Source organism: Gemmiger formicilis, assembly GCF_018784445.1.
Taxonomy (GTDB): Bacteria; Bacillota; Clostridia; order Oscillospirales; family Ruminococcaceae; genus Gemmiger.
The window spans coordinates 24,459-44,245 of record NZ_WQOH01000010.1 but is presented as its reverse complement, the minus strand read 5'-3'; the positions used below and the strand labels follow the sequence as shown (position 1 = coordinate 44,245).

Here is a 19,787-nt window from a genome sequence, read left to right as displayed (position 1 = left end):
TCCAATCTCAAATTGTGCGCAGCGTAACAACTCGGCACAGTTTTTATAAAATATTGCCGGTCTGCGGGAAAGTTTTCATAAGGGGAACGGGTGTGTCGGTGCGCTCATCATACATGGCAAGATACCCTTCGGAAGATTTCTGCCAACCGCCGTCCTGCCATACGAACACAACAAGGGTATCGTTCATCTGCATGACTTTGAACGTAATGCTCTCGGCAACCAGATAACCGTTCGGGGCCAGTTCCTCCACCATCGTGTAGACGTGTTCGCTGGTGTCATCGGACAAAAGCAGCAGATTTTTGTGCGGGTCTTTGGCGGCGGAGCGCTCCGGCAGTACGCGAATGGCATGGTCGCCGTCCGTAGTTGTCCAGCGATCAATGGTCGTGCCGTAGGCATCGCGGATCGTTAAGCGGGCATCTGTCAGCTTTGCATTGGTGGCAATATCTCGTTTGGTGAGAATCAGCGCGTGCGCCGGGGCATCATACATCGTGACTTTCTGAATTTCCCCGGTCTCCTGCACGGTGAAGTGTACTTCTTCGCTGAGCAGATACCCGGCAGGGGCAGCAGTCTCGGTCAGCGTATAGTCACTGGGCTTCAGGCGCTCGATACGGTGGGGCTGGCCGTTGGTTTCCCACTCGGCAATGGTGTTGCCGCTGGCATCGGTAATTTTCAGCTTTGCACCGGGCAGCTCGCGGCCGTCTGTCATGTCAGCTTTGGAGATTTCGACTTTTGTAAAGTCATCTTTCATCTCCACGCGCTGAATATCCCCGGTAGGGCCTACCTCAAAGGTGATGCTCTCGGCGCGGACATAGCCCTGCTCGGTGGGAGCCATCGTCTCGGTTAGAGTGTAAGTACCCATCGGGATGCGCTCCATATAGTGGGGTGTGCCGTCCGTGACCCATTCGGCAATCGTCTTGTCGTCTGCGTCCGTGATTTTCAGCTTTGCACCGCTGATTTCCTTGCCAGTAGCAATATCGGTCTTGGAAATCTGCACTTTCGTGTAGTCATCCTGCATGAAAACATGCTGGACCTTGCCGTCATCCTCGACCGTGAACTGAACGGCATTGGCAGGCACGTACCCAGAATTATCCGGCACAAGGGTTTCCTCCAGCGTATAAGTCTCGCCCGCAACCAGCACGGCCTCCATGTAGTGCGGCGTATCTTCGGACACCCATTCGTCCACAACATTGCCGTCTTTATCCAGCACGCGCAGCGTTGCACCGGGAATTTCCTCGTGGGTCGTAATGTCGGCCTTGCTGATTTTTACGCGGGTAGGGGCATCCAGCATTGTAATGGTTTGGCTGAACCCATCGGAATCTTTCAGCAAAATCCAACTTGCAGAGTAGGTGATTTCGGCATTGGCGGGCTTGTCGGCAATCTGCTTATCGGCAAAGAATGCAGGAGCCGCCGCGCCGGTCAAGTAGACCTTATCAAACGTCAAATCGGAGAAATCGCTCTCCCGCAGGCATTTGGCAATGGCGCGGTCATTGGCGGCATCAGTGAAATTCACCACCAGTGTGCCGTTCACACAGTACCAGTTGGCAATGACAACGCCGTCTGCATCAGGATTCTTGCCCGTCAGCTTATCCCAGAAAGCGCGCAGCTTGGCGGAAATCGTAGCCACAGTGTCATCGGAGAATGCGGTGGGGGAGATAATGCTGCCGGACTGGTATGCGGCATCTTCGGATTCATGCAGCACCCAGACCGCCGTTTCCTGTAAGTAGCCGTTGTCATCCGTGGCCTGTTCCAAGTGGAACTGAATCGAACGGGCGGTGGTATAGCCGTCTGCCGGGCGGGTTTCGGTCAGGGTATAGATTTTGGTGCTATCGCGGTTCCCGGCAAAGTCGTGGGAAAGATGCAGCCCGCGAATCACATGGACCGTGTCACCGCTCTCCCAAGTATCCACCATATTGCCGTTCCAATCGGTCACGGTCAAGGTTGCACCGGGCAGGGCAAAGGTGCCATCGGAATCAGCCGTGAAGGCACGCTTGTCGATCTCCACGGTGGTCTGCTTGTCGGAGTGCAGGCAGTCAACGATCTGCCACGCGATGAACTGGTTCTCGTAGGTGAACTCCACAGGAATCACGCTTTGCTCGATCAGGTAGCCGTCCGGCACACTGACCTCGAGCAGATAGTAGCGGCCACTGTTGGTCGTCCAGTCGTGGGCATCGCTGCTGCCATAGTGTTCGCCGCGCAGGGAAACATCTACGTCAAAGTAGGCAAGGCCGTTTTCATCGGTGGTGGCGGTACCCAGCAGCGTATCAGCGGTTGCCAGCAGCTCGCCGGAGATACTGTAAATGTCGTCTGTGGTGTACAGCTCATAGACGGCGCCCGCGACCATCTTGGCATCAGCCGGGATGTCGGCGCGGTTGCTGCCGCCGTTCAAAAGGGAGGCGCGGGTCTTACAGCCGTCTGCATAAGGCGCTTCATCGGTCAAATCGCAGGTGTCGCGGTCTATCTTATACAGCCCGACACCGACTTTGCCCTCCTCAACGACCGGCAGCACACGGGCGTTCTCAAAGACAAGGACCTGCTTCTCAATCTGCTCGGCGCTGGCGTTGCCTACATTTATAATAGAGTAATCATACACAACATCACCGTCCTGCGTGTGGTCGATGATTGTCTTAGCAAGCACTAAATCGTTGTATTGGTTATCCCAGTCCAGCACCACCGTGTAGGTATGGTCGGTGTGAACAAAGCCGTAGGGGGCCTGCACCTCGGAAATCGTATAGGTACCCAGCGGCAGCGTGATGGTGACTTCGCCCTTGGTGCCATCGTGGGTCACTTTCAGAAAATCGTAGGTTGCAGTGGTTCGCGTGGGGCTGAACCGGACTTCGTCCACCTGTCCATCTTCGGCAGTGGTAACGGTGGCGACAAGGTCGCCGTCTGCGTACCAGAGCGTACCTTGATTGTCCGGCGTGGGAATGTCGCCCTGCGCGTGGATCTCATAGGTGGCATTGGCAAGGTTATCCGTCTCGTACACGAACTGCCCGTTCTCATACCCGGTCAGCACGTTGCCGATTTTGCGGATCTTGATTTGCCCCAGTGTCTCGTGGTTATAGTAGTTTTCAGTGACAACATAGTCATCCATGCCATCGGCGCTGCCGCCGCTGACCTGATACACACGGTCCGAGGTCAGCTCAAACACGACATTGTACTGGCGGTCGTTGAAATACCCGCGTGGACCTTCGATCTCGACGATGCGGTACCTGCCCAGCGGCAGTTTTTCCGGGGTCTTCATTTCGCCGTTGGAATCGGTATAGAAAGTGCTGGTCTTTGCCCAGGCATTGCCGGATTTCGGGTCGTTCATCTCCAAAAGTGTTTCACGACCGTCCTCGACAATGTAGTAAATGTTGAACGCAGTGTCGGCAATTTTGACAGGCTTGCCAGTTTCAATGTCGATTTTGACAAGCTGCAAGTAACCCTCCAACTCTTCGTCCAGAATGTTGTAGGTCATGTAGCTGCCGCTGGGCGTTGTGATACTGCCGGCAGGCATAGTAAAGCTGCTCTGCGGGCTGGACGCATTGACAGTGACAAGGAACGGTTCAGCCTGAAAAACATCTTTCGGTACGGTGGTTTCCACGACGATGTACTGGCCGTTGGGGAGCCCCTGCACACGCAGGATGCCTTCTTCGTTCGTAAAGATTTCGGACAGGCGGTATTCCTGCGAGTTGTTGGTCGGAACCCAGCCAAGGCCCTGCCCGTTGGCAAAATCGCTGTCTGCGGTCAAGGTGGCATTATAGCGGGTAACAGAGGTGGTGTCGCTCTCGTACATCGTGGCAACAGCCTGTTCTTCGTTAGAAAAATCAAATTTCAGCGTGTCCTGATCGTAGCTGGATTTACGGTAGGCTTCCAGAATGCTGGCGGCATCGTAGCTGCCATCGGCATTTTTGGTGAACTGGTCAGCCTTGCTCAGCAGCGATACACGGTACACCTTGAACCCGGCACCGCCCAGCTTGATGGCGGGCGAGGGCTGCCCGGTGGTGGACACCAGCTTTTGCAGGCTGAACCCGGATTTCAGCACTTCATCCTGCGTCTGGTCTTCGGTGCGGACAACGTAAGTGGATTCATCTGCATAAGTAAGGGATTGATAGTGGTTGACTTCATCACAGAGATAGCCTTTTGCAAAGGAGAGGTAGTAGCCGTCATAGGTCTTGCTGCCGTCCAGGGCGCGGCTCTCGGCAACAGCAGAATACTGATTGCGGTAGACATAGTCGGTATATTCCGTACCGCTGCCGGCGAGGGCGGCATAGCTGCCGGTAGGCTCCAGCTTTTTATTGAGAAGCGGATACTTGCCGGAGAGGTAATACTGCCCGTTGGAATCCACCGGGATCACGATGCCGGTGGTGCGCTCCACAAGGTAGTAACGACCTAAGTAGAGATTGGAAAACGCCAGCTTGCCGTCCTTAATGGCGGTGGAGGCAACAAGATGGTCTTTTTTCAACACCGGGAGATAATCGGACTTCCAAGCGCCGTTGGTAAGCACGGTGGTGTGCCAAATGGGTGTGCCGCTGGCATCTGTGATTTTGGAGTAATCGACGATGCCGGAAACGCCGTCCGGGTGATAAATATCCTCGGCGGCGTACAGGTCATACACGGCGCCTTCGAGTGTTGAGTCGCCATTACTGCCTGCGGCCAGATACCGCGCGGCGTCCAAGTCTACTTTGGAGAGCGTAATGCTGCCGAGAGCGTGGTCGTTCTGCATGGTGACGGAATCAGCGCGCATGGTGTAGGACTTCTCATTGCTGGCAATTCCAGTAGGGTCAGTATTATAGACTTTGTTGCCGTTGCGGTCACCAAACGTAATGCTAACAATGCCCTCGCCGGTGTCGATGAGGGTGCCACCATTATCGGCTGTTCCAACGTCAGCGTTGTAATCAGCATTGCCCAATTGGATGGTCTTGCAGTCTAATGCCTTGGTGATTTCAAGGGCATAGGCGCGCTTGCCAAGAACAGAACCGGCTGTGCCGGGATTGGTTGAATTCGTCCAATCGCCATAGTAGCCGTTGGGAGCGCGTTTTTCAACGATAACAAATCGGCCCTCGTTGCGCTGGGTATAGAACAAATCATCCGAACCGCCCGCATAGTCGCTGTGGTTGATGACTTTGTAAGTGCCATCCGACTGGCGCTCAACCTTGTACCGGTTGTATCCGCCAAACGGGATATAGCACTGCCGAACGGTGTCCCACTCAAAAATCTTAAACTCAGCATCACCCTTGATGCGCTGCTTGGTTTCGCTGTCGATTTTGTCGACGCTGACTTTTACCGACCATTCATCGTTCTGCATTTTATAGTCGTTGGAACTGTTGGCAGGAACCGTAATGGTCTGGTGGCTGCCCAGCGCACCGGGCGTTGAATCAAAACCGTGCGGGATGGTGACCTCGTCATAGCTGAATTTCAGGCTATCGAAGTATCCGTGTACCGCCGACAGCGCTGCTTCGATTTCACCATTGACCTGACTTTCACAGGCGCTCTGCGCAGCAGATTGTGCCGCAGATGCCTGTGCGTCTGCATCCTGCTCACTGTTGGCCGTTACGCTGCCGCTTTGGGATGCCGACTTGCTGACGCTGTAATGCACCGTCCATGTAGCGGAGGCATCGCCGCCATTGAGATGGTAGCTGTTATCCTGCGTGTGGCCAGAAGTGGTTACCGACTGCTTGCCAGCCGGGGTAATCGTCCAACTGCCACCGTTGATATCGGAAGGGATGCCATCCAGAATCGGGGCGATGTCAATGCCTGCACCGTCAACTTTTTCGAGAGTCTCCAACTGAATTTTGTTTGTGTTGATGGTATACGAAAAATCCAGCGTTTCGGTGCGCTCATAGCTGGCGCTCCACGGTTTATCTATGGGCTGGCCTTCCGGAGTAAGTTCGGGGATCTCGTTATCTCCGCCCAGCGTGACCGGGGTATAATCCAGAATGACAAACCGCTGCCACGCAGCGTTGCTAGGAACGTACAGTGTTCCAATGTACACCGTTTCGGCGGTATCATCGGCATAGGTCGCCGCACCGTTCACGATTTCACCGGCAAGGCTGTCCGGAAACTGCTCTGCCTGCCACGCAAGGCGGTCAAGATAGGCGTTGTTGTCGGTGGCATCCTCGACCTCGCAAGCAGAAACCGCGGACGGTGCGCCGCTGTTGAAGCCCTGTGCCCACATGGTTGCCTGATCCGCTGTCCAGCCTTTACCAAAGAACGAGGCCAATACCCAGACACTGCCCGCCGAGAAATAATTTGCTACCGGCGGATACTTGTTGGCATAGGTTGCACCGGGTCCCCACGCCCATTTGCCGCTATCGGCACACAGGGCGGGCTGCCCGCCGAGATAGTTCATCCAGCCCACGCTGGTGTAAACGCATTGCGTGACCTGCAAACTTGCGTAAGCTGCAACACCTGCGTCTGCCGAGCAGGTGGCAGGTTGTGCCTCTTGTGCAAAACGATCCTGCAGGATGCCAGGGAACGGCGCAGAATCGTCGAGCGTGACATGGAGCGCTTTTGTCAGGCTCTTTTCCGAGTCTGTATAGGTCAGCGTAACGCTGAAATCCTCGGTAGCTTTGACATAGATGCCCGCCACCGATGCCGTGCCTTCGGAAAAATCATAATGGAGCTGCCGCTGGCGTTCTTCTTCGGTGGCGGCACACAGGTCGCCACTGGTGAAGCTGTATCCCAGCAGTTCTACATTGTCGGGCAATGTGATGTCCGCACTGCCGCCGTTGGCAGGATACAGCACCTGCATACTGATGGGGACGATGGCGTAGTCCTCACCGTCCATGCGGGGAAAAGAGGCTGTGGCGCTGTCGGTATTGAGCAATCCCTCATCAAGTGCGACTTGAATCGTGCTGTCGGCATCGTAGTCACGGTAATCCTCATCGCCCCAACCCTCGATGCTGATTTTTGTCTCACCGGTCAGCACCGGCAGACCGTTGGAGTCGAGGTAGTACCCGGTAGCCGTCTGCGGCAAGCTGGGATACATCCGAGATTGGATTTCTTCCACGGACAGCCCGCCGTCCGATGCCGCAGGCTGTTCTACTTGGTTGGTGGCTTCTGCGGCTGCGGCTTCTGCCGTTTCCGGCGTGGCAATCTCATCGGCCGAGGCGGCGGGAATCATCGTGCAGCACATAGCACCCGCCATAAGCGCCGCAGATAAGCGATGTTTGCGTTTATATTGCATTTGCATAGCTCCTTCGTATTATTTTTACATCAAATGCGAAAAATCACGATGCTACATCTACATCACCTCCGTCAATCAGCTTGGCAACGACCAACAGGCGGCTGTTGGGGTCTGCCGTGCAGGTGGAGAGCGTCAAGATATGGTCAGCGGTCGTCACGTCCACACCGTAGTCGAACGCACAGCCGGCAACAGCCTTGTCCAAAATCTGCTGAAATGCCGCATCGTCCGGGTCAGCCTGAATGCAGTCGGTATCGGCGTTTGAATCGCAGACCCACACACTGAAAATCTGATAGGTCAGCTTTTCATCTGCCAGCGAGACATAAATGTACGGGTTCTCCTGCCCAAACTCGAACACGCGGTATTTGTGCAGATCCTCAAACCCGCCGGTATAGTCTTCGTCGGTAAAGGTGTGGCCGTAAAAAATCAGATTGCGAGAAACTTTTACGCCACTATCCATGCGGCAGGCGTAGTCGGCATAGAGGCAGCCGTGGTAATCCTCAGTGCCTTTTTCATCACGACGCAGATAATAGTCATTGTCACCGTACTGCTGCACAGGCGCGTCAATATTGGTGCCGGGAATCGTAATCCACGCCACGGTGTCCGGATTTTCTTTCTGCGCGGCGGCAAGTCGTTCATCGGGTGGCTCCACGTGCTCAGCCTGTGCCCATGATGGCAGGATAGAAGCACCATCACCGGAACGTCCGAAGAGCAAGAACTCGGCCAACAGCAGCCCAACCAAAACAAAAATGATGATAAGCCGCAGAAAATCGGGATTGGCGGTATCGCAGAAGCGCTTGAATTTTTCTCTCACTGCGGCACCTCCGCAACATCATCCTCCTGCCACGGCAGGCGGGGCAGGGGGGCGTAGTGACGGCCGTTCGGCTCGACCCAGTTGCCCTGGTCGCCGGCAAAGATGTGGATGTTGAACGAGTTCAGCACAGTCAAAAAGCTCTCCATGTCGGCCACATCACAACAGAGAGAATCCCGGTTACCAATCAGCAGCACATCGAAGCGGTGCTGCTCGGCATCCTGCAGAATTTCCTTGACGGCGGGGCGCATGAGCAGCGGCACGGGCTCGTTTGTCTCGGAAATGCGCTCTTTCTGTACGCCCCACTGCAATTTGCGAGCAGCGCGCTGACAAGCGAGGCGCTGTCTGCCCATACTGGCAAGATTCTTCGGGTCGGACTGGTAAAGGCATTGTGCAATCATGGTGTTTTCCTCCTTAATGGTGCGGTTTGTGGTAGACTTCTTTGTGCAGCACCACCGCATGGCGGCGCTCATGCCATAGGAACAGGTAGTGCAGAACCATCCCGCTGCCGACCAGCGGCAGCAGAACTTTTGCCCAATCAGAGATTTTCTTCATCGTCATCCTCATTTCTACCGCCAAGGACAATGTCCCCGGACGGTACATAGACTTTCGGCGCAGTGGTGGGCTTTGCGGGTCCTGCCGCATGGGAGGGTTCTTTGCGCAGCAGGTGGGTGATAATCAGCAGCACCGCGATAAAGAGCAATGCGCAGGCAATCCCCATAATCAACAGGGCAGGGGTGATGCCACTTTCTGCCGCAGCAGCCACCACAGGCACAGAAACTGGGGCGTACAGCAGTGTGTAATGCACGGTTCCGGCTTCGGTACGGGTGACCGTTCCGGCGTAGTGTGCCGTTGCCATGTAGGTGCTGTCCGCCTGCAAGGTTTCGCCAATCGTAATGTCCTGCAAGGTCAGTGAGCCGGAAAAGCCGTACTCATCGTCGTAGGCCACAGACTCTTTCACATCATTGCGGGCAGTTTCGGCATCGGCGCTGCGCACAGACAATTCAAAATCCTGCGTAACCTCTTTTTCTTCGGTCACACCGCCCTCCACAGACTGCGTGACACCCCATAAGGTGTAATCGGAGCCGCCCCACTGCATACCGCTTTCGGTCAGATCGGCAACGGCTGTGTCATACGGCACGTTGTACTGCTTGATGACAAGCATCTGGCCGCCGTCCTCCTGCCATGAGATGCTATCCGGGTAAAACTGCGGCGCAGTATCTTCTGGCGACAATTCAACCAACTCCGGGGCAGGGGTGGGTGTGGGTTCCTCGGCAAAGGCTGCGGTGGCGGTGCCCAATGCCAGAAAGCAGCACAGGGCGGCGATAACAGGTTTCTTCATTAGGATTCCTCCGTTTCGGTTTGATTTTGCATTTTGCGTTCTACAATACGGCGCAGCTCGTCCCGGTCAGTGGTGATCAGGTCTTTTTCTTCCTCGCTGCATCGCATATCAACGGTGACATTGTTGGAGTTTGTGACGATCAACGCACTGCCGCGCTCGAAGCGGGTAATGTTGTCGATTTCGGCATCTGTCAGCTTCAAGACGCTCTGTACGCGCTGCGCTTCCTCTTCCTCCAGATTCAGAATGATTTTGATTTTGCAGTTGTTAAGGATGCCGCGGCCGTATTTTCCATCTTCCAAGGAAAAGAAGTCGTTCAAATCCTGCGTGGCAACCAGCACACCGCCGCCATAGCCGCGAATCGTCTTGACGGCCTCGAACACATAGTTGGCCGCCAAAGCGTTGGACGATGCGCCGATGATTTGCCAAACCTCATCTATAAAAATCTGCTTGCGGCGGGTCAGGTCCTCTTTGGCCTTATCCCACATATAATCCAGCCCGATGTACATACCCACGGTCAGCAGATCGCCGGACAACTCACTGATGTCGATGACAACATAGCTGTTGTCAAGTTTCACGTTCGTCTGGCGGTTGAAGCTTGATGCCGAGCCGTGTACAAGACGATTCAGAATATTGGCGATACGCCGCGTTTCCGGGGCGGCGGACAAAACAGTGTGCAGGTCGCCCAAAATCGGCATTTCGCGGTATTGACCGGGGTTTGCCGGGTCATCCAGACTGGCATTGTCGTAGGTGATGCCCTTGTTTCGGTACGTTATAACGATGGCTTCGTCCAATAACTGGCGCTCTTCGTTGTTCAAATCGGGGATCAGCAAGGAAAAGAAAATGTGCAGTTTCTGAATCTTAGCGGCCAGCTCCGACTGCTCCGGCATGGGACCATCCAGCAGTTCGCTGCTGGTGTGGTCGTTTTTGCGAATCTCCATGACGTTGATACAGTCCGGGCTGCCCGGCACGATGCGAATAATGGTGCCTTTCAACGCCTTGGCCTGCCTATAAAACTCATGCCCTTTCAGCGGTGCGATGATGTAAACCGGAGTTCCTGCCAGCCGCATACGGCGGGCGATAAGCTGCATGGTAAATGTCTTGCCCGCGCCGGAGGTGCCGAGAATCGCCATATTTGCGTTTTTGTAGATGCGGGTATTAAAGTTGTCGAGGCTGACAAGGGAGTTATTGTACTTGTTCACGCCCAGCAGTACGCCGTTGGTATCGCACAACTCAAAGCTGACAAACGGATAAAAGCTGGCCGCAGTGGAGGTAAGGATATTGCGGCGGTACTTTTTGAACAGCGCCGCGTCCGGGGCGCACAGCGGTAGAGAAGAGAGGAAGGCCGCCTCCTGCCGGAAACTGCACAGCTGCAAATTCATATCCTGTGAGACCATGAGCTTGCGTATCTCCCCGATGCGCCATTCCAAATCCTTGACGCTGGCCGCGGTGACGGTCACGAGGATGGCGGCGTAGTAGAAATCCTCGTTGTTGGCGAGGCCGTCTTTCAGGTAGTAGCCGGAACGGATAGCGTTGGAGAGGTCATCAAAGTCCGAGTTTGTGTCGCTGGTATCCTTGATTTTGCTGCGGTTGATGCGGATCTGCTGCCCGATTTTCTGCATCATGCGTTCTTTGGGCTGTCGTTCCAGAAACAGATCCACGTCAATGCCCTCGCCGGCGTTTACCAGCAGCGCCATCCACCCGGCTGTGACCTGCGCACGGTAGCCGTCTGCGGGAATCATCAGGTAGGCATGGTAGGTGCCGTCCATGTAGAGATAATGTCCATGCTTCAAATCCAGCGAGGGTGGAATCATAAAGGCGGCGGGAGGTATCTTATCCAGTGCTGTGGTATCGTTCTGGGCCAGATAGCTGGCAAGTACGTCTTGGATGCGCTCCTGCAAGGGCATCTGTACCGCCGTCCGCCTGTTTAATAAGGTATAGAAAACATCGGTAAGGAACTCGTCCTCATTCTCGTGCTCTACGATGGCATTGCCGCACTGCGCCAGATAGGTACGGAAGTTGCGAGCGGTGGTTTCGAGCGTGGAGACGATTTCAGCATAGGAGATGTTCCGCTCGTTTGTAGGGGCCTCGTATTGAAAAATCACGAAAAAACGACGGCTGACAGCATCGCGAGAGCCAAGCCGTTTGACAAAGCGAATATAGCTCATGTGGCGCTTGCGCACCGCTGCATCCGGCTCGTTGGCGGCATCCCGCCGCAGCTTGTCCAGATAGGCGTTGACATCCGCCTTGCGGGAGAACGACTTGAATTGCAGCCGTACCGGGCTGACTTTCAAAAGGCTGGCGAACGAGTAGATGACGCTGCGCTGCTCACGCGGGGAGCGCAGCAGGAAGTTGATAGGTTCAATCTCCAGAATCTTGATGTAGCGGTCATCTGTGGTGTGCAGGATACCGTTCTCGATTTTCTCAATAGGGAGCAGATCGTAGAGCGTCTGTCGCTTAACCAGCTTTCCGTGGCGGTCTGTTTTTCGATGCAAGACCTGTGCGTTGTGGGGCAGGGTGCCGTCATCGTCGTAGTAGATAACGCGATACCGCTTGCTGATGAACCGCAAGTGCCGGTGTCGGTTGGCTTCAAGATTGCCCTGAGGTGTGGGTGTGACGATACGGCGGCGCTTCATAAAACGGAACCAGTGTGCTACAAACTGCGTCAGACTGTCACCGCCGATGCCGACCACACCGAAAACACCCAACGGTACCGACACCGCAATGACGATCATCAGGCGGATGTTGAACGCCAACGGCAGATAAAACAGCGGCACCGCACTGCCCACGGCAAGCACAGCCGCCTCCACTGCATTGCGCAGCTTGACCGTACCGCCGAGAATCGTGCCGGTGTCCACAAAATTCTGCGGGATCAGGTAAACATCCCGCTCTTCGCGTGAAATTTCGACCACCTCCAAACAAAAAGAGCGCCCTCGAAAAAAGGCGCTCTTGCGTTTCTGCTCAATTTTGACGATACTATTATAGCAGAGTCATATTGCAGCAAAAAAGACTTTTGCTGTGCGGATGTTGTGCTGATTTACTGCATTTCGGCAGATAAATTTTCAAATGCATATTTGTGGCATCAATGTAGCTACATAGATTGACAACCCGACAAGATGAACGTATAATGGAGATAAGAAGAAAACCATGGCAGGAAGGGAGTTTGTTTTATGGAAAATATTGTTTCGGCGGCCAAAACGGATGTGTTCCGTGTTCGCATCAACCCGGAAATCAAGCAGGAACTGGAATCTGTGTATGCAAAGAACGGCCTTACCCTGACCGATGCCATCAACGTGTTTTTCCAGCAGTCGCTGAATGCGGGAGGCTTTCCCTTTGCCGTAACCGAGGACAACGCGGAGATCATCAAGGCAAAAGCACTCTCCCGCCTGACAAAGCAGTTGCAGGAAGCGCAGGATGACCCTGTTTCTTACTCCGAGGATGAAGTATACAAGATGTTCGGAGTAGAGAAATGAGGGTAATCTATAAAAGAACCGCCGTTAAGGATATGGAAGCAACCCGCGACTACATCGCCGGACGGCTGAAAAATCCCAAGGCCGCCAAAAAGCTGGTGACGGCACTGCTGAAAGCAATATCCCTGCTGGCGGATAATCCTTATATGGGCGCGGCACTGGCAGAAAAGTTTGAGATCACCACAGATGTGCGTTATTTCGTGGTGTCAAAGCAGCTGATTTTCTACCATGTGGATGAGGAAAGCGGCACGATAGAGATTCTTCGAGTATTGGACGGCAGGACAGATTATTTGTCTGTATTGTTCGGATAAATAAAAAATAGGAGGGCTGCTCCTGCGTGTTGGCAGAAACAGCCCTCTTTGTTTTAGTGCAGATACCCTTTTGGGTTGACGTAGACCCCGTCGATAATGACGCAGATATGCAGATGATTTCCGGTCACATCGCCGGTAGCACCGACTTTGGCAATGGTGTCGTATTTGTTCACCGTATCGCCAACCTGAGCCAAAAGCTGGCTGCAATGGGCGTAAAGGGTGCAATACCCGCCGCCGTGGTTGATGACGAGATAATTTCCATAACTGACATGGTAGCCGGCCTTTATGACCGTACCGGCCTCCACCGCCAGAATTGGTGTGCCGTAAGGATACGCAATGTCCATGCCATTATGGTTGGTGGTATCCTTGCCGGGAATGCCGACATCATCACGTTTACCAAAGAAAGAAGTAATGTGCTGTTCCCAGTTGGGGTCATTGAACGGATTGCCGAACACGCCGTTGGGGGCAGGGGAGTCATCATCAATAAGTGCATCGTTGATTTGTCCCAGAATCGAGATACCTTCGCGTTCTTCAATTTCGTGGAGGTAGACGGTCAGGTTATGCGCATAGGCATCGGCATAGCTTTTCTGCTTGTCGTCAAGCTGCCAGACCGTGTCGGCAAAGTAGTCATCGCCCACATAGGAAAGCGCGAAAACGGTGTAGGTGTGATCCTCTTGTACAGTTATAGTCTGCCCACGCACCTCTTTCTGTACAGGCTCAGTGCGGACTTCCTCGGAAGTGGTGTAGGCATAATATTCTGTCTGGTGCGCTTGCACCTGTTCAGAAAGGTCAGTTAGGCTGATTTTGGTATAGTCGTCCTCTCCTTGATAGGCGCAATACATGGAAATGAGCTGAAAGGCATTGTAGGAGACATGACCGCCCACGGAATCGACCACATCGCTGTAGGTAAGGTTTGCACGCTCGGATTCTATTTCGGCAAGGGTATCCTCGTAGGCTTCCTGCAAAATATCCGATACGGCATTGCGAAGCTGTATCACGTTGGCGGCAACTTCTAAATCGTTGTTGACCGCCGTACTGGGCTGCGTTAGCGTGCCGAAAATCGCACCGGGAAGCATGAGCAGAACCAGAACCGGCAGCAGCAAGACAGCAATGACAACGACCAGTACTTCCTTGCGATACTGCACCACAGCTTCGGCAGCAGCCCCAGCGGGGCCGCCCTGCACTCCCGCTTGCGCGATTTTGGCAAGTTTGGGCGCGTTACGAAGTGCTGCTGAGGCTGCCTGCCGTGAATTTTGAGTATCATTTTCAATCATTTAGTGTCTCCGCGCCGGGGCTTTGGGCATGGCGGCGACCTTGCGCTCATCATACTGCATACGCCCACGTTCGTCCTGAATGGTGGGCGTTTTTTCTACGCGAGTCGTGGCATAGACCTTGTACCACTTTTCGCCGTCGCGGGAAGTCTGCTCTGTGAAGTGACCCTCCGGCTTCTCATACTGACGGGCATTGTACATGGCAAACTGAATCTGACCGCGTCCGGGGATGATCTCGCGCCCCTGAATTTTTCCGCCGCCGATTTCTACGTCCGTGACACTGTTGCCCATCTGCCCCAACAACACGCGGTTCATGGCGGCCTGCTGAATAGAGGACGAAGTGGGAATGGTGGTCTGCTCCGTAACAGCAGGACTGCCACCGGCGTGCATGGTAATTTCGCTGTCGCGGGTAGGCGAAACATCAACCGTGCTATCGCCCTCCAGCGCCAGCGGCGTGGCGGGGATAGGAGAGTCTGTTACGGTATCGCTTTCAGCTGTTGCCATTGCAGTGGGAATATTTTCACCGGTGGCAGGAATCTGCATAGCGTCCATGTCGCTGGTACCTGCAAAATAACCATTGAGCGCTTCCACGGCGCTGTCACCTGTAATGCAGCCGCTGGTTTGCCCGGTGGCGATGGAGCCGATGACCTTGCTGGCAAAACCGCCATCTTTGCCAAGGCTGTTGTGATACATGGTTCCGCCCAGTGATGCGCCGATGCCGCCGGACTGCCCGCTGATGGAACTTGCCGTGCTTTGCTGCACATGGCGGCTTACCATGCCGGAAAGCCCGCCTGCATAGGTATTGCCGGGTGTGTTTTTTGTGGCAGCAGTTGTGGCGGCGGCTTTTGCAGCGCCCAGCCCCATAAAGGCTTTGCCAATTTCAAAACCACGGAAAGCCAGCAATGTCTCGGACAGCATTGAGCCAGGCGAACGCGAAACGCCGATGCCCAATGAATGCAGGATGCCGTCCAGTTTGGTGCTAACTTTCAAAAAAGCGATAGCGCACAGCAGCCACAGGAACAGATTGCCGGATACGGCATCCTTGCCCTGTGCGTCCACGGCCGCAGCAGCTTCATCCTCGGTCAAAGCAAGAGCGGCTGGGCAGTACAGAAGTACAAGGTTGATAACGGTGAATAGGGTAAACAGAGTTTTTTTCATGCAAAAATCTCCTATAAGGACAGCGGATTAGCGAGAAATTCACCGACCATATTGACGAACAGTTTCAAGCACCATGCGTTCATAATCAGCAGCAGAAGCTGCCCACTGAACATTCGGCACCAGCTTTTGAACATATTGTTTGTGCCGCGAGCCGCGCCCATGGCAAAAGCCATTGGTGCAGTAAAAACCAGAATTCCCAGTACAACATAGCGCTCGGCAGCTTCCAAAAGCAGCTTTAAGTAGTTCCACGCAAGAATCACAACAAGGATCAGCGCAATCAAGGCCACAGAACCGTTGGCAATCACGCCAATAATGACGAGCAGCACAGAATTGAAGTCTCCGAACTGCACACCGGGCAGGGTGCTGTCCAGAATCCAGTTGTAGGGTGTGCCGCCAATCCGCAAGGCAAGGTTGACGATGTCATCACAGTACCAAATCAGCAGCAGAAAAATCACAGAACGCACCACCAGATTGATGGGATTCTCGGTGTCAATGTCAAACCCTGCACCATAGCAGCGGTAAAGCTGCCACACAAGGTTCAGCAGCACCAGCCCGATGGCGGTCCAAATGAAGATTTCATACATAGCCGAAGCAGTAGGGAAGTACCGCTTGAACGTGTCCATATTGCAGCCCAACGCGCCGAGTACCGAGGCAGATGCCAGATCCAGCAGGTTCATCACCTGCGTTGCTAGCCAATCGACAATGCCGTCTAAAATGCCCAAAGGCCGTCACCTCCTTTTGTGAGCAGGGGAGTGGTTACGGATTCCAAGTGCCGCCCTGAAAGAACGGCGTGACGTAGGCCATGATGAAGCCAAGACCGTTCAGAATCGCCCAGGTGATGGCAATGCGCTTGAGCCACGCGCGGGAATCGTCCACTGTCTTGCCGTTTTTGGAAAAATTCATCAGCAGCAGGGCAACGGCCGCACAGACCACAGCTGTGACGGTGGAGATAGAGATGATTTGCGAGTAGACATCCTGCATGATCTCGCTGGCTTTCGTCCAGACGGTAGTGCCGGCTGCGGCGGCGGAATTATCCTCGCCAGTTGCGAAAGCTGGCATTGCGGTCAGTACGCTGCACATGGCGGCGCAGAGGGTTGCTTTTATGTGCTTATGGGAGTCGGAACGTGTGTTTTTCTTAGTCATTGAAACCTCCTATGTGCAAAAACACTTTAAGAATCGCCAAAAGTAGGCTACTACCATGATAACAAATTGGCTGTGCAGGAAAAAAGGCTTTCGCTCTGCTGATTTTGTGCGGATGTTGTGCAGGGTCAATCAGGGGTCAGCAGATTGGTGATTTTCTCGCAATCCTGAGAGGTATAGCCCCACAAAATGGAGCTGAGGACCTCGATAGCTTCATCCCGGTGGACATAGTAGGTGCGCAGAGAAATGGAGATGCCCTTAGATTCGAGTGCCTGCAAAATTGCACCCGCATTCTCGCACTGCTGGGGGGATAGATAGGCGTAGTATAAAATCCAGTAATAGAATTCGCCTTTCTTGTGTTTGCGGCGCATCAGGTCAATCGCGGTGTCGATGATCTGCATCATCTTTTTGCTGCGCTCCAGGGCGCGGGCATAGTTTTCCAGCCGGTTGCCGCTCTTGTTGACCTCGCTGTCCACAAACAGTGCATCCGTGGATAGCCCGTACTCAGCCTTGAATTCCTCTTGCAAATCGAGATCGGATACTTCCAAATTCCATATGACATCCCGGTACTTCCGCAAAAGCGTCCGTGTGTCGTGATAATGCGGGGATACATTGGATTTCTGTCTTTTGAATGGCATAAAAATACTCCCTGTTTTAGTTTGTCGAAAGAATTCTTTCAATTACTAAACAGAGAGAAATCAATGATTTTGACGCACAATTTGCAAAGAAAAAGAAAAACTCCGCATCGAAATCGCACATGTCGGCAATTTCGATGCGGATTTTGGTTTTGTTTACAAGGGCATTGGTAAGTTGTGCAAGGACCAAGCTATTATTAGAACCCGTCAATCGCACGCTCAATCACGGTGGGGACAAAAATGGACATCACAACCAACCACACGGCTGCAATAGCTTGAATAAGGTTGTCTGGCAACCCAAGAAGGATGTCAGGAAACCAAACAAAGGCAGGGGCAACAAGACTCCGTATCAGATAGCCGACAAATTCGCCGATGCTGAATAGACCTAAATAATCAATTGGCTTATATAGGTCGCGTTTGCGCCGTGTGTAGCCATCGACATACATACGTTGTTCAATATACCAGCCTATTGCAAAAATTGCGACAGCACCCCAATATAATTTATCCATTTTTATCACCTATACCTGCAATCAGAACAAAACGACTCTCATAAAGAATGTTTTTCTCTACAGCTTTCTTACATAGAAAGCGCATACCCCCGTCCCATTACGGTTTTCAAATCATCCGGGCCTAAATCCAGTTTCTTCCGCAGCTTTGCGATATGCACATCAACCGTTCGCGTCTGAATTGGCACTGTGATATTCCATGCAGATGCCAGAAGAAAGTTTCGGGAGCAGATGCACCCGGAGTGGTCGAGCAGCGTAATGAATAGTTGATATTCTGTGGTCGTCAGGTGAATGCGGCAACCTTGCCTTTGAACGGAGAAATCACTTTCATCGATGGACAGATTTTTATAATACTTCATCTGGAACACCTATCATGTCATAATCGTCAATAAGAGCCTGACCAATAGCCCATGCGAGGAAGAATGCTGTGCATACCAGAAAAATCGGAATCCACATTGCGTTGTAGCTTTCTCCGTTGGCGTTATAGCCTTGGTTTTGCCAGAGCGCTGCAGCATGGAATAGAGGATAGAATCCCAACCACTCGATACCATTTTTCATTCCGGAAAGGCTCAGCAGCGCGGGCAGGCAATAGGCAACTGCACTGATAAAGAGCGCGGTCAGCAAATTCCCCAATTTCTGTCCAAGCCATAAGGTGATCCGGCTCATGCAGAGGCAGGCCGCGAAACGACAGATTAACCAGAAAATCAGCAAATCCGACAGGGTTATAAACTTGGGTACAGCCTGCAAGTCGGAGATACTCATCGCTGGTCCCAGCAAAGAGTGAAGGCCGTAGTCGCGCAGAACCTGCCATAGATGAGGCAAAACAGTTCCGAAAGCTATTACTGCCGCAACCGCGGTGCTTTGCCACAGCTTTGCTTTCACAGTGTATTTCCGGCCCAAAGGGGTGGATGCCAGAATTTCATCCATGCCGCCCTTGCGCTCCATTGCAAATAGACCGCTGAAGCATAGGGCGCACAGCAATCCTGCTAAAAGTGTATCTTGCACATCACTTGTGCCGGTAAAGCCGAACAGCTTCTTGTAGCCGGTCTCATAAACAAGCCACGCACCGGGATTCTCCTTTAGATAGTAGATGTCTCAATTGTTACTGCGCGGCAGTTTGCTTCCCAGTTGCCGTTCGTCCATGCCACATCACTTTCATGGACATACTGTCCGATATTCGTTTCAGAAACACCGTAGTGGGACGATCCTTTTCGACCTTCGCGCTGCCAAAGTGCGCCCAACGCCTCAATCGTCAGAATACTGGCACAATGGTGAATCGTGATTTCGGAAATAGTGCCGCCCTGCGCTTTGCGATTTTTAGTATAGTTATCCTTGTAGGCCGGGATAAATTTGGTAACCAACTTTGAGTCAGACGCGTCAGAGCCAGCGTCACTATCGCTACCATCGCTGCTGGTTCCGGGTTCAAGAATTGTAAACATCTGTTCTTTTTCGCCCGTGTAGGCCGCCCATTTCAGTGCTGTACCGTCCGCTGTTAAATAGGTATCCCGATCCCGCAGTTTAAGATAGTAGGTATCAGTCAGACTCTCTACCTGTACCGCAGTTATAACCGTGTCGATATCGTCTGCCGTGTTCAGATGCCAAACAATACAGTTGGCATTGCGCGTGTTGTAATTCAGCGCGTACCAGCCTTCACCACGCTGCAAAACGATTCGGACATTGCCATTACCGCCGTAATTTTCCAGCGCCCAGCGCTGATCGGGATTGTTGGTGCGGTTAAACAGGTTGACTGTTTCACCATTTTTTACAGTACCATCTTCGTGATTGCCCAGAACATTCACATACTTACCTGTTGCCACATTCTGCAGCTCATAGTAGTGGTTAAATTCGTATGCCATTTGTGATTCTCCTTTTTCACTTTTTGAGCGGCCGCTCAAAAAGTAAAGAGAGCAAATCGTGCAAAATGTAAATTGAGTTTACATTTTGCGGAATTTGCTCTCTTTTGATAATAAATCTTATAAAA

General features: G+C 53.2%; 17 protein-coding genes. 2 read left to right on the top strand and 15 right to left on the bottom strand.

The annotated features are described in order from the left end of the window. Positions 1-43: 43 nt before the first annotated feature. From GPK89_RS04020 to GPK89_RS03995, 6 genes are read right to left on the bottom strand one after another with little or no spacing between them, the layout of a single operon-like run. Positions 44-7,168, bottom strand: coding sequence for an MSCRAMM family protein (locus GPK89_RS04020; protein ID WP_215691681.1), 7,125 nt, complete (start codon positions 7,166-7,168; stop codon positions 44-46). Positions 7,169-7,211: 43 nt separating this feature from the next. Then, positions 7,212-7,979 (bottom strand): class B sortase, encoded by a 768-nt coding sequence (locus tag GPK89_RS04015; RefSeq protein WP_215691680.1) that lies wholly within the window; start codon positions 7,977-7,979, stop codon positions 7,212-7,214. Continuing rightward, a complete protein-coding gene (locus GPK89_RS04010; protein WP_215691679.1) occupies positions 7,976-8,377 on the bottom strand; it encodes a recombinase family protein in 402 nt (133 codons plus the stop codon). The genes GPK89_RS04015 and GPK89_RS04010 overlap by 4 nt, the downstream gene beginning before the upstream one ends. Positions 8,378-8,390: 13 nt before the next feature. Further along, positions 8,391-8,531 carry a hypothetical protein gene (locus tag GPK89_RS04005; protein ID WP_215691678.1) on the bottom strand — a complete coding sequence of 47 codons (141 nt, stop codon included), beginning with the start codon at positions 8,529-8,531 and terminating at the stop codon, positions 8,391-8,393. Beyond that, positions 8,515-9,318: a hypothetical protein gene (locus GPK89_RS04000; protein ID WP_215691677.1), complete on the bottom strand. Its 804-nt coding sequence runs from the start codon at positions 9,316-9,318 to the stop codon at positions 8,515-8,517. The genes GPK89_RS04005 and GPK89_RS04000 overlap by 17 nt, the downstream gene beginning before the upstream one ends. Then, positions 9,318-12,227 carry a VirB4 family type IV secretion system protein gene (locus GPK89_RS03995; RefSeq protein ID WP_215691704.1) on the bottom strand — a complete coding sequence of 970 codons (2,910 nt, stop codon included), beginning with the start codon at positions 12,225-12,227 and terminating at the stop codon, positions 9,318-9,320. The genes GPK89_RS04000 and GPK89_RS03995 overlap by 1 nt, the downstream gene beginning before the upstream one ends. A 258-nt stretch (positions 12,228-12,485) precedes the next feature. Between GPK89_RS03995 and GPK89_RS03990 the strand changes: the two genes are divergently transcribed. Continuing rightward, a complete protein-coding gene (locus GPK89_RS03990) occupies positions 12,486-12,788 on the top strand; it encodes a type II toxin-antitoxin system RelB/DinJ family antitoxin (protein WP_147610283.1) in 303 nt (100 codons plus the stop codon). Continuing rightward, positions 12,785-13,096, top strand: a complete 312-nt coding sequence (locus GPK89_RS03985; RefSeq protein WP_215691676.1) for a type II toxin-antitoxin system RelE/ParE family toxin — start codon at positions 12,785-12,787, stop codon at positions 13,094-13,096. Before GPK89_RS03990 ends, GPK89_RS03985 begins: the two co-directional genes overlap by 4 nt. A gap of 53 nt (positions 13,097-13,149) precedes the next feature. Here the strand turns inward: GPK89_RS03985 and GPK89_RS03980 are convergent, their stop codons facing one another. From GPK89_RS03980 to GPK89_RS03940, 9 genes are all read right to left on the bottom strand, one after another. Continuing rightward, on the bottom strand, positions 13,150-14,370 hold the full coding sequence (locus GPK89_RS03980) for a M23 family metallopeptidase (RefSeq protein ID WP_215691675.1): 1,221 nt from the start codon (positions 14,368-14,370) through the stop codon (positions 13,150-13,152). Continuing rightward, on the bottom strand, positions 14,371-15,525 hold the full coding sequence (locus GPK89_RS03975) for a hypothetical protein (RefSeq protein WP_215691674.1): 1,155 nt from the start codon (positions 15,523-15,525) through the stop codon (positions 14,371-14,373). Positions 15,526-15,536: 11 nt separating this feature from the next. After that, positions 15,537-16,247 carry a hypothetical protein gene (locus GPK89_RS03970; protein ID WP_215691673.1) on the bottom strand — a complete coding sequence of 237 codons (711 nt, stop codon included), beginning with the start codon at positions 16,245-16,247 and terminating at the stop codon, positions 15,537-15,539. 34 nt (positions 16,248-16,281) lie between these two features. Continuing rightward, positions 16,282-16,668: a fimbrial protein gene (locus GPK89_RS03965; RefSeq protein WP_396347129.1), complete on the bottom strand. Its 387-nt coding sequence runs from the start codon at positions 16,666-16,668 to the stop codon at positions 16,282-16,284. Positions 16,669-16,793: 125 nt separating this feature from the next. Further along, positions 16,794-17,303 carry a hypothetical protein gene (locus GPK89_RS03960; protein ID WP_177716117.1) on the bottom strand — a complete coding sequence of 170 codons (510 nt, stop codon included), beginning with the start codon at positions 17,301-17,303 and terminating at the stop codon, positions 16,794-16,796. 194 nt (positions 17,304-17,497) lie between these two features. Next, positions 17,498-17,809, bottom strand: coding sequence for a hypothetical protein (locus tag GPK89_RS03955; RefSeq protein WP_215691672.1), 312 nt, complete (start codon positions 17,807-17,809; stop codon positions 17,498-17,500). Between the two features lie 68 nt (positions 17,810-17,877). Next, entirely contained in the window at positions 17,878-18,165 is a 288-nt protein-coding gene (locus GPK89_RS03950; protein ID WP_215691671.1) for a winged helix-turn-helix domain-containing protein, read from the bottom strand. Then, on the bottom strand, positions 18,152-18,733 hold the full coding sequence (locus GPK89_RS03945) for a hypothetical protein (RefSeq protein WP_215691670.1): 582 nt from the start codon (positions 18,731-18,733) through the stop codon (positions 18,152-18,154). Before GPK89_RS03945 ends, GPK89_RS03950 begins: the two co-directional genes overlap by 14 nt. A 152-nt stretch (positions 18,734-18,885) precedes the next feature. Then, the gene (locus tag GPK89_RS03940) at positions 18,886-19,662 is read right to left on the bottom strand and encodes an RICIN domain-containing protein (protein WP_078785205.1); all 777 of its coding nucleotides are present in this window, start codon (positions 19,660-19,662) and stop codon (positions 18,886-18,888) included. Positions 19,663-19,787: the final 125 nt, after the last annotated feature.

Excerpts from the sequence above, each read along its gene's own strand:
- GPK89_RS04020 (WP_215691681.1), bottom strand. The coding sequence starts at position 7,168 with ATGCAATATAAACGCAAACATCGCTTATCTGCGGCGCTTATGGCGGGT.
- GPK89_RS04010 (WP_215691679.1), bottom strand. The coding sequence starts at position 8,377 with ATGATTGCACAATGCCTTTACCAGTCCGACCCGAAGAATCTTGCCAGT.
- GPK89_RS04005 (WP_215691678.1), bottom strand. The coding sequence starts at position 8,531 with ATGAAGAAAATCTCTGATTGGGCAAAAGTTCTGCTGCCGCTGGTCGGC.
- GPK89_RS04000 (WP_215691677.1), bottom strand. The coding sequence starts at position 9,318 with ATGAAGAAACCTGTTATCGCCGCCCTGTGCTGCTTTCTGGCATTGGGC.
- GPK89_RS03990 (WP_147610283.1), top strand. The coding sequence starts at position 12,486 with ATGGAAAATATTGTTTCGGCGGCCAAAACGGATGTGTTCCGTGTTCGC.
- GPK89_RS03985 (WP_215691676.1), top strand. The coding sequence starts at position 12,785 with ATGAGGGTAATCTATAAAAGAACCGCCGTTAAGGATATGGAAGCAACC.
- GPK89_RS03980 (WP_215691675.1), bottom strand. The coding sequence starts at position 14,370 with ATGATTGAAAATGATACTCAAAATTCACGGCAGGCAGCCTCAGCAGCA.
- GPK89_RS03975 (WP_215691674.1), bottom strand. The coding sequence starts at position 15,525 with ATGAAAAAAACTCTGTTTACCCTATTCACCGTTATCAACCTTGTACTT.
- GPK89_RS03965 (WP_396347129.1), bottom strand. The coding sequence starts at position 16,668 with ATGACTAAGAAAAACACACGTTCCGACTCCCATAAGCACATAAAAGCA.
- GPK89_RS03960 (WP_177716117.1), bottom strand. The coding sequence starts at position 17,303 with ATGCCATTCAAAAGACAGAAATCCAATGTATCCCCGCATTATCACGAC.
- GPK89_RS03955 (WP_215691672.1), bottom strand. The coding sequence starts at position 17,809 with ATGGATAAATTATATTGGGGTGCTGTCGCAATTTTTGCAATAGGCTGG.
- GPK89_RS03950 (WP_215691671.1), bottom strand. The coding sequence starts at position 18,165 with ATGAAGTATTATAAAAATCTGTCCATCGATGAAAGTGATTTCTCCGTT.
- GPK89_RS03945 (WP_215691670.1), bottom strand. The coding sequence starts at position 18,733 with ATGGATGAAATTCTGGCATCCACCCCTTTGGGCCGGAAATACACTGTG.
- GPK89_RS03940 (WP_078785205.1), bottom strand. The coding sequence starts at position 19,662 with ATGGCATACGAATTTAACCACTACTATGAGCTGCAGAATGTGGCAACA.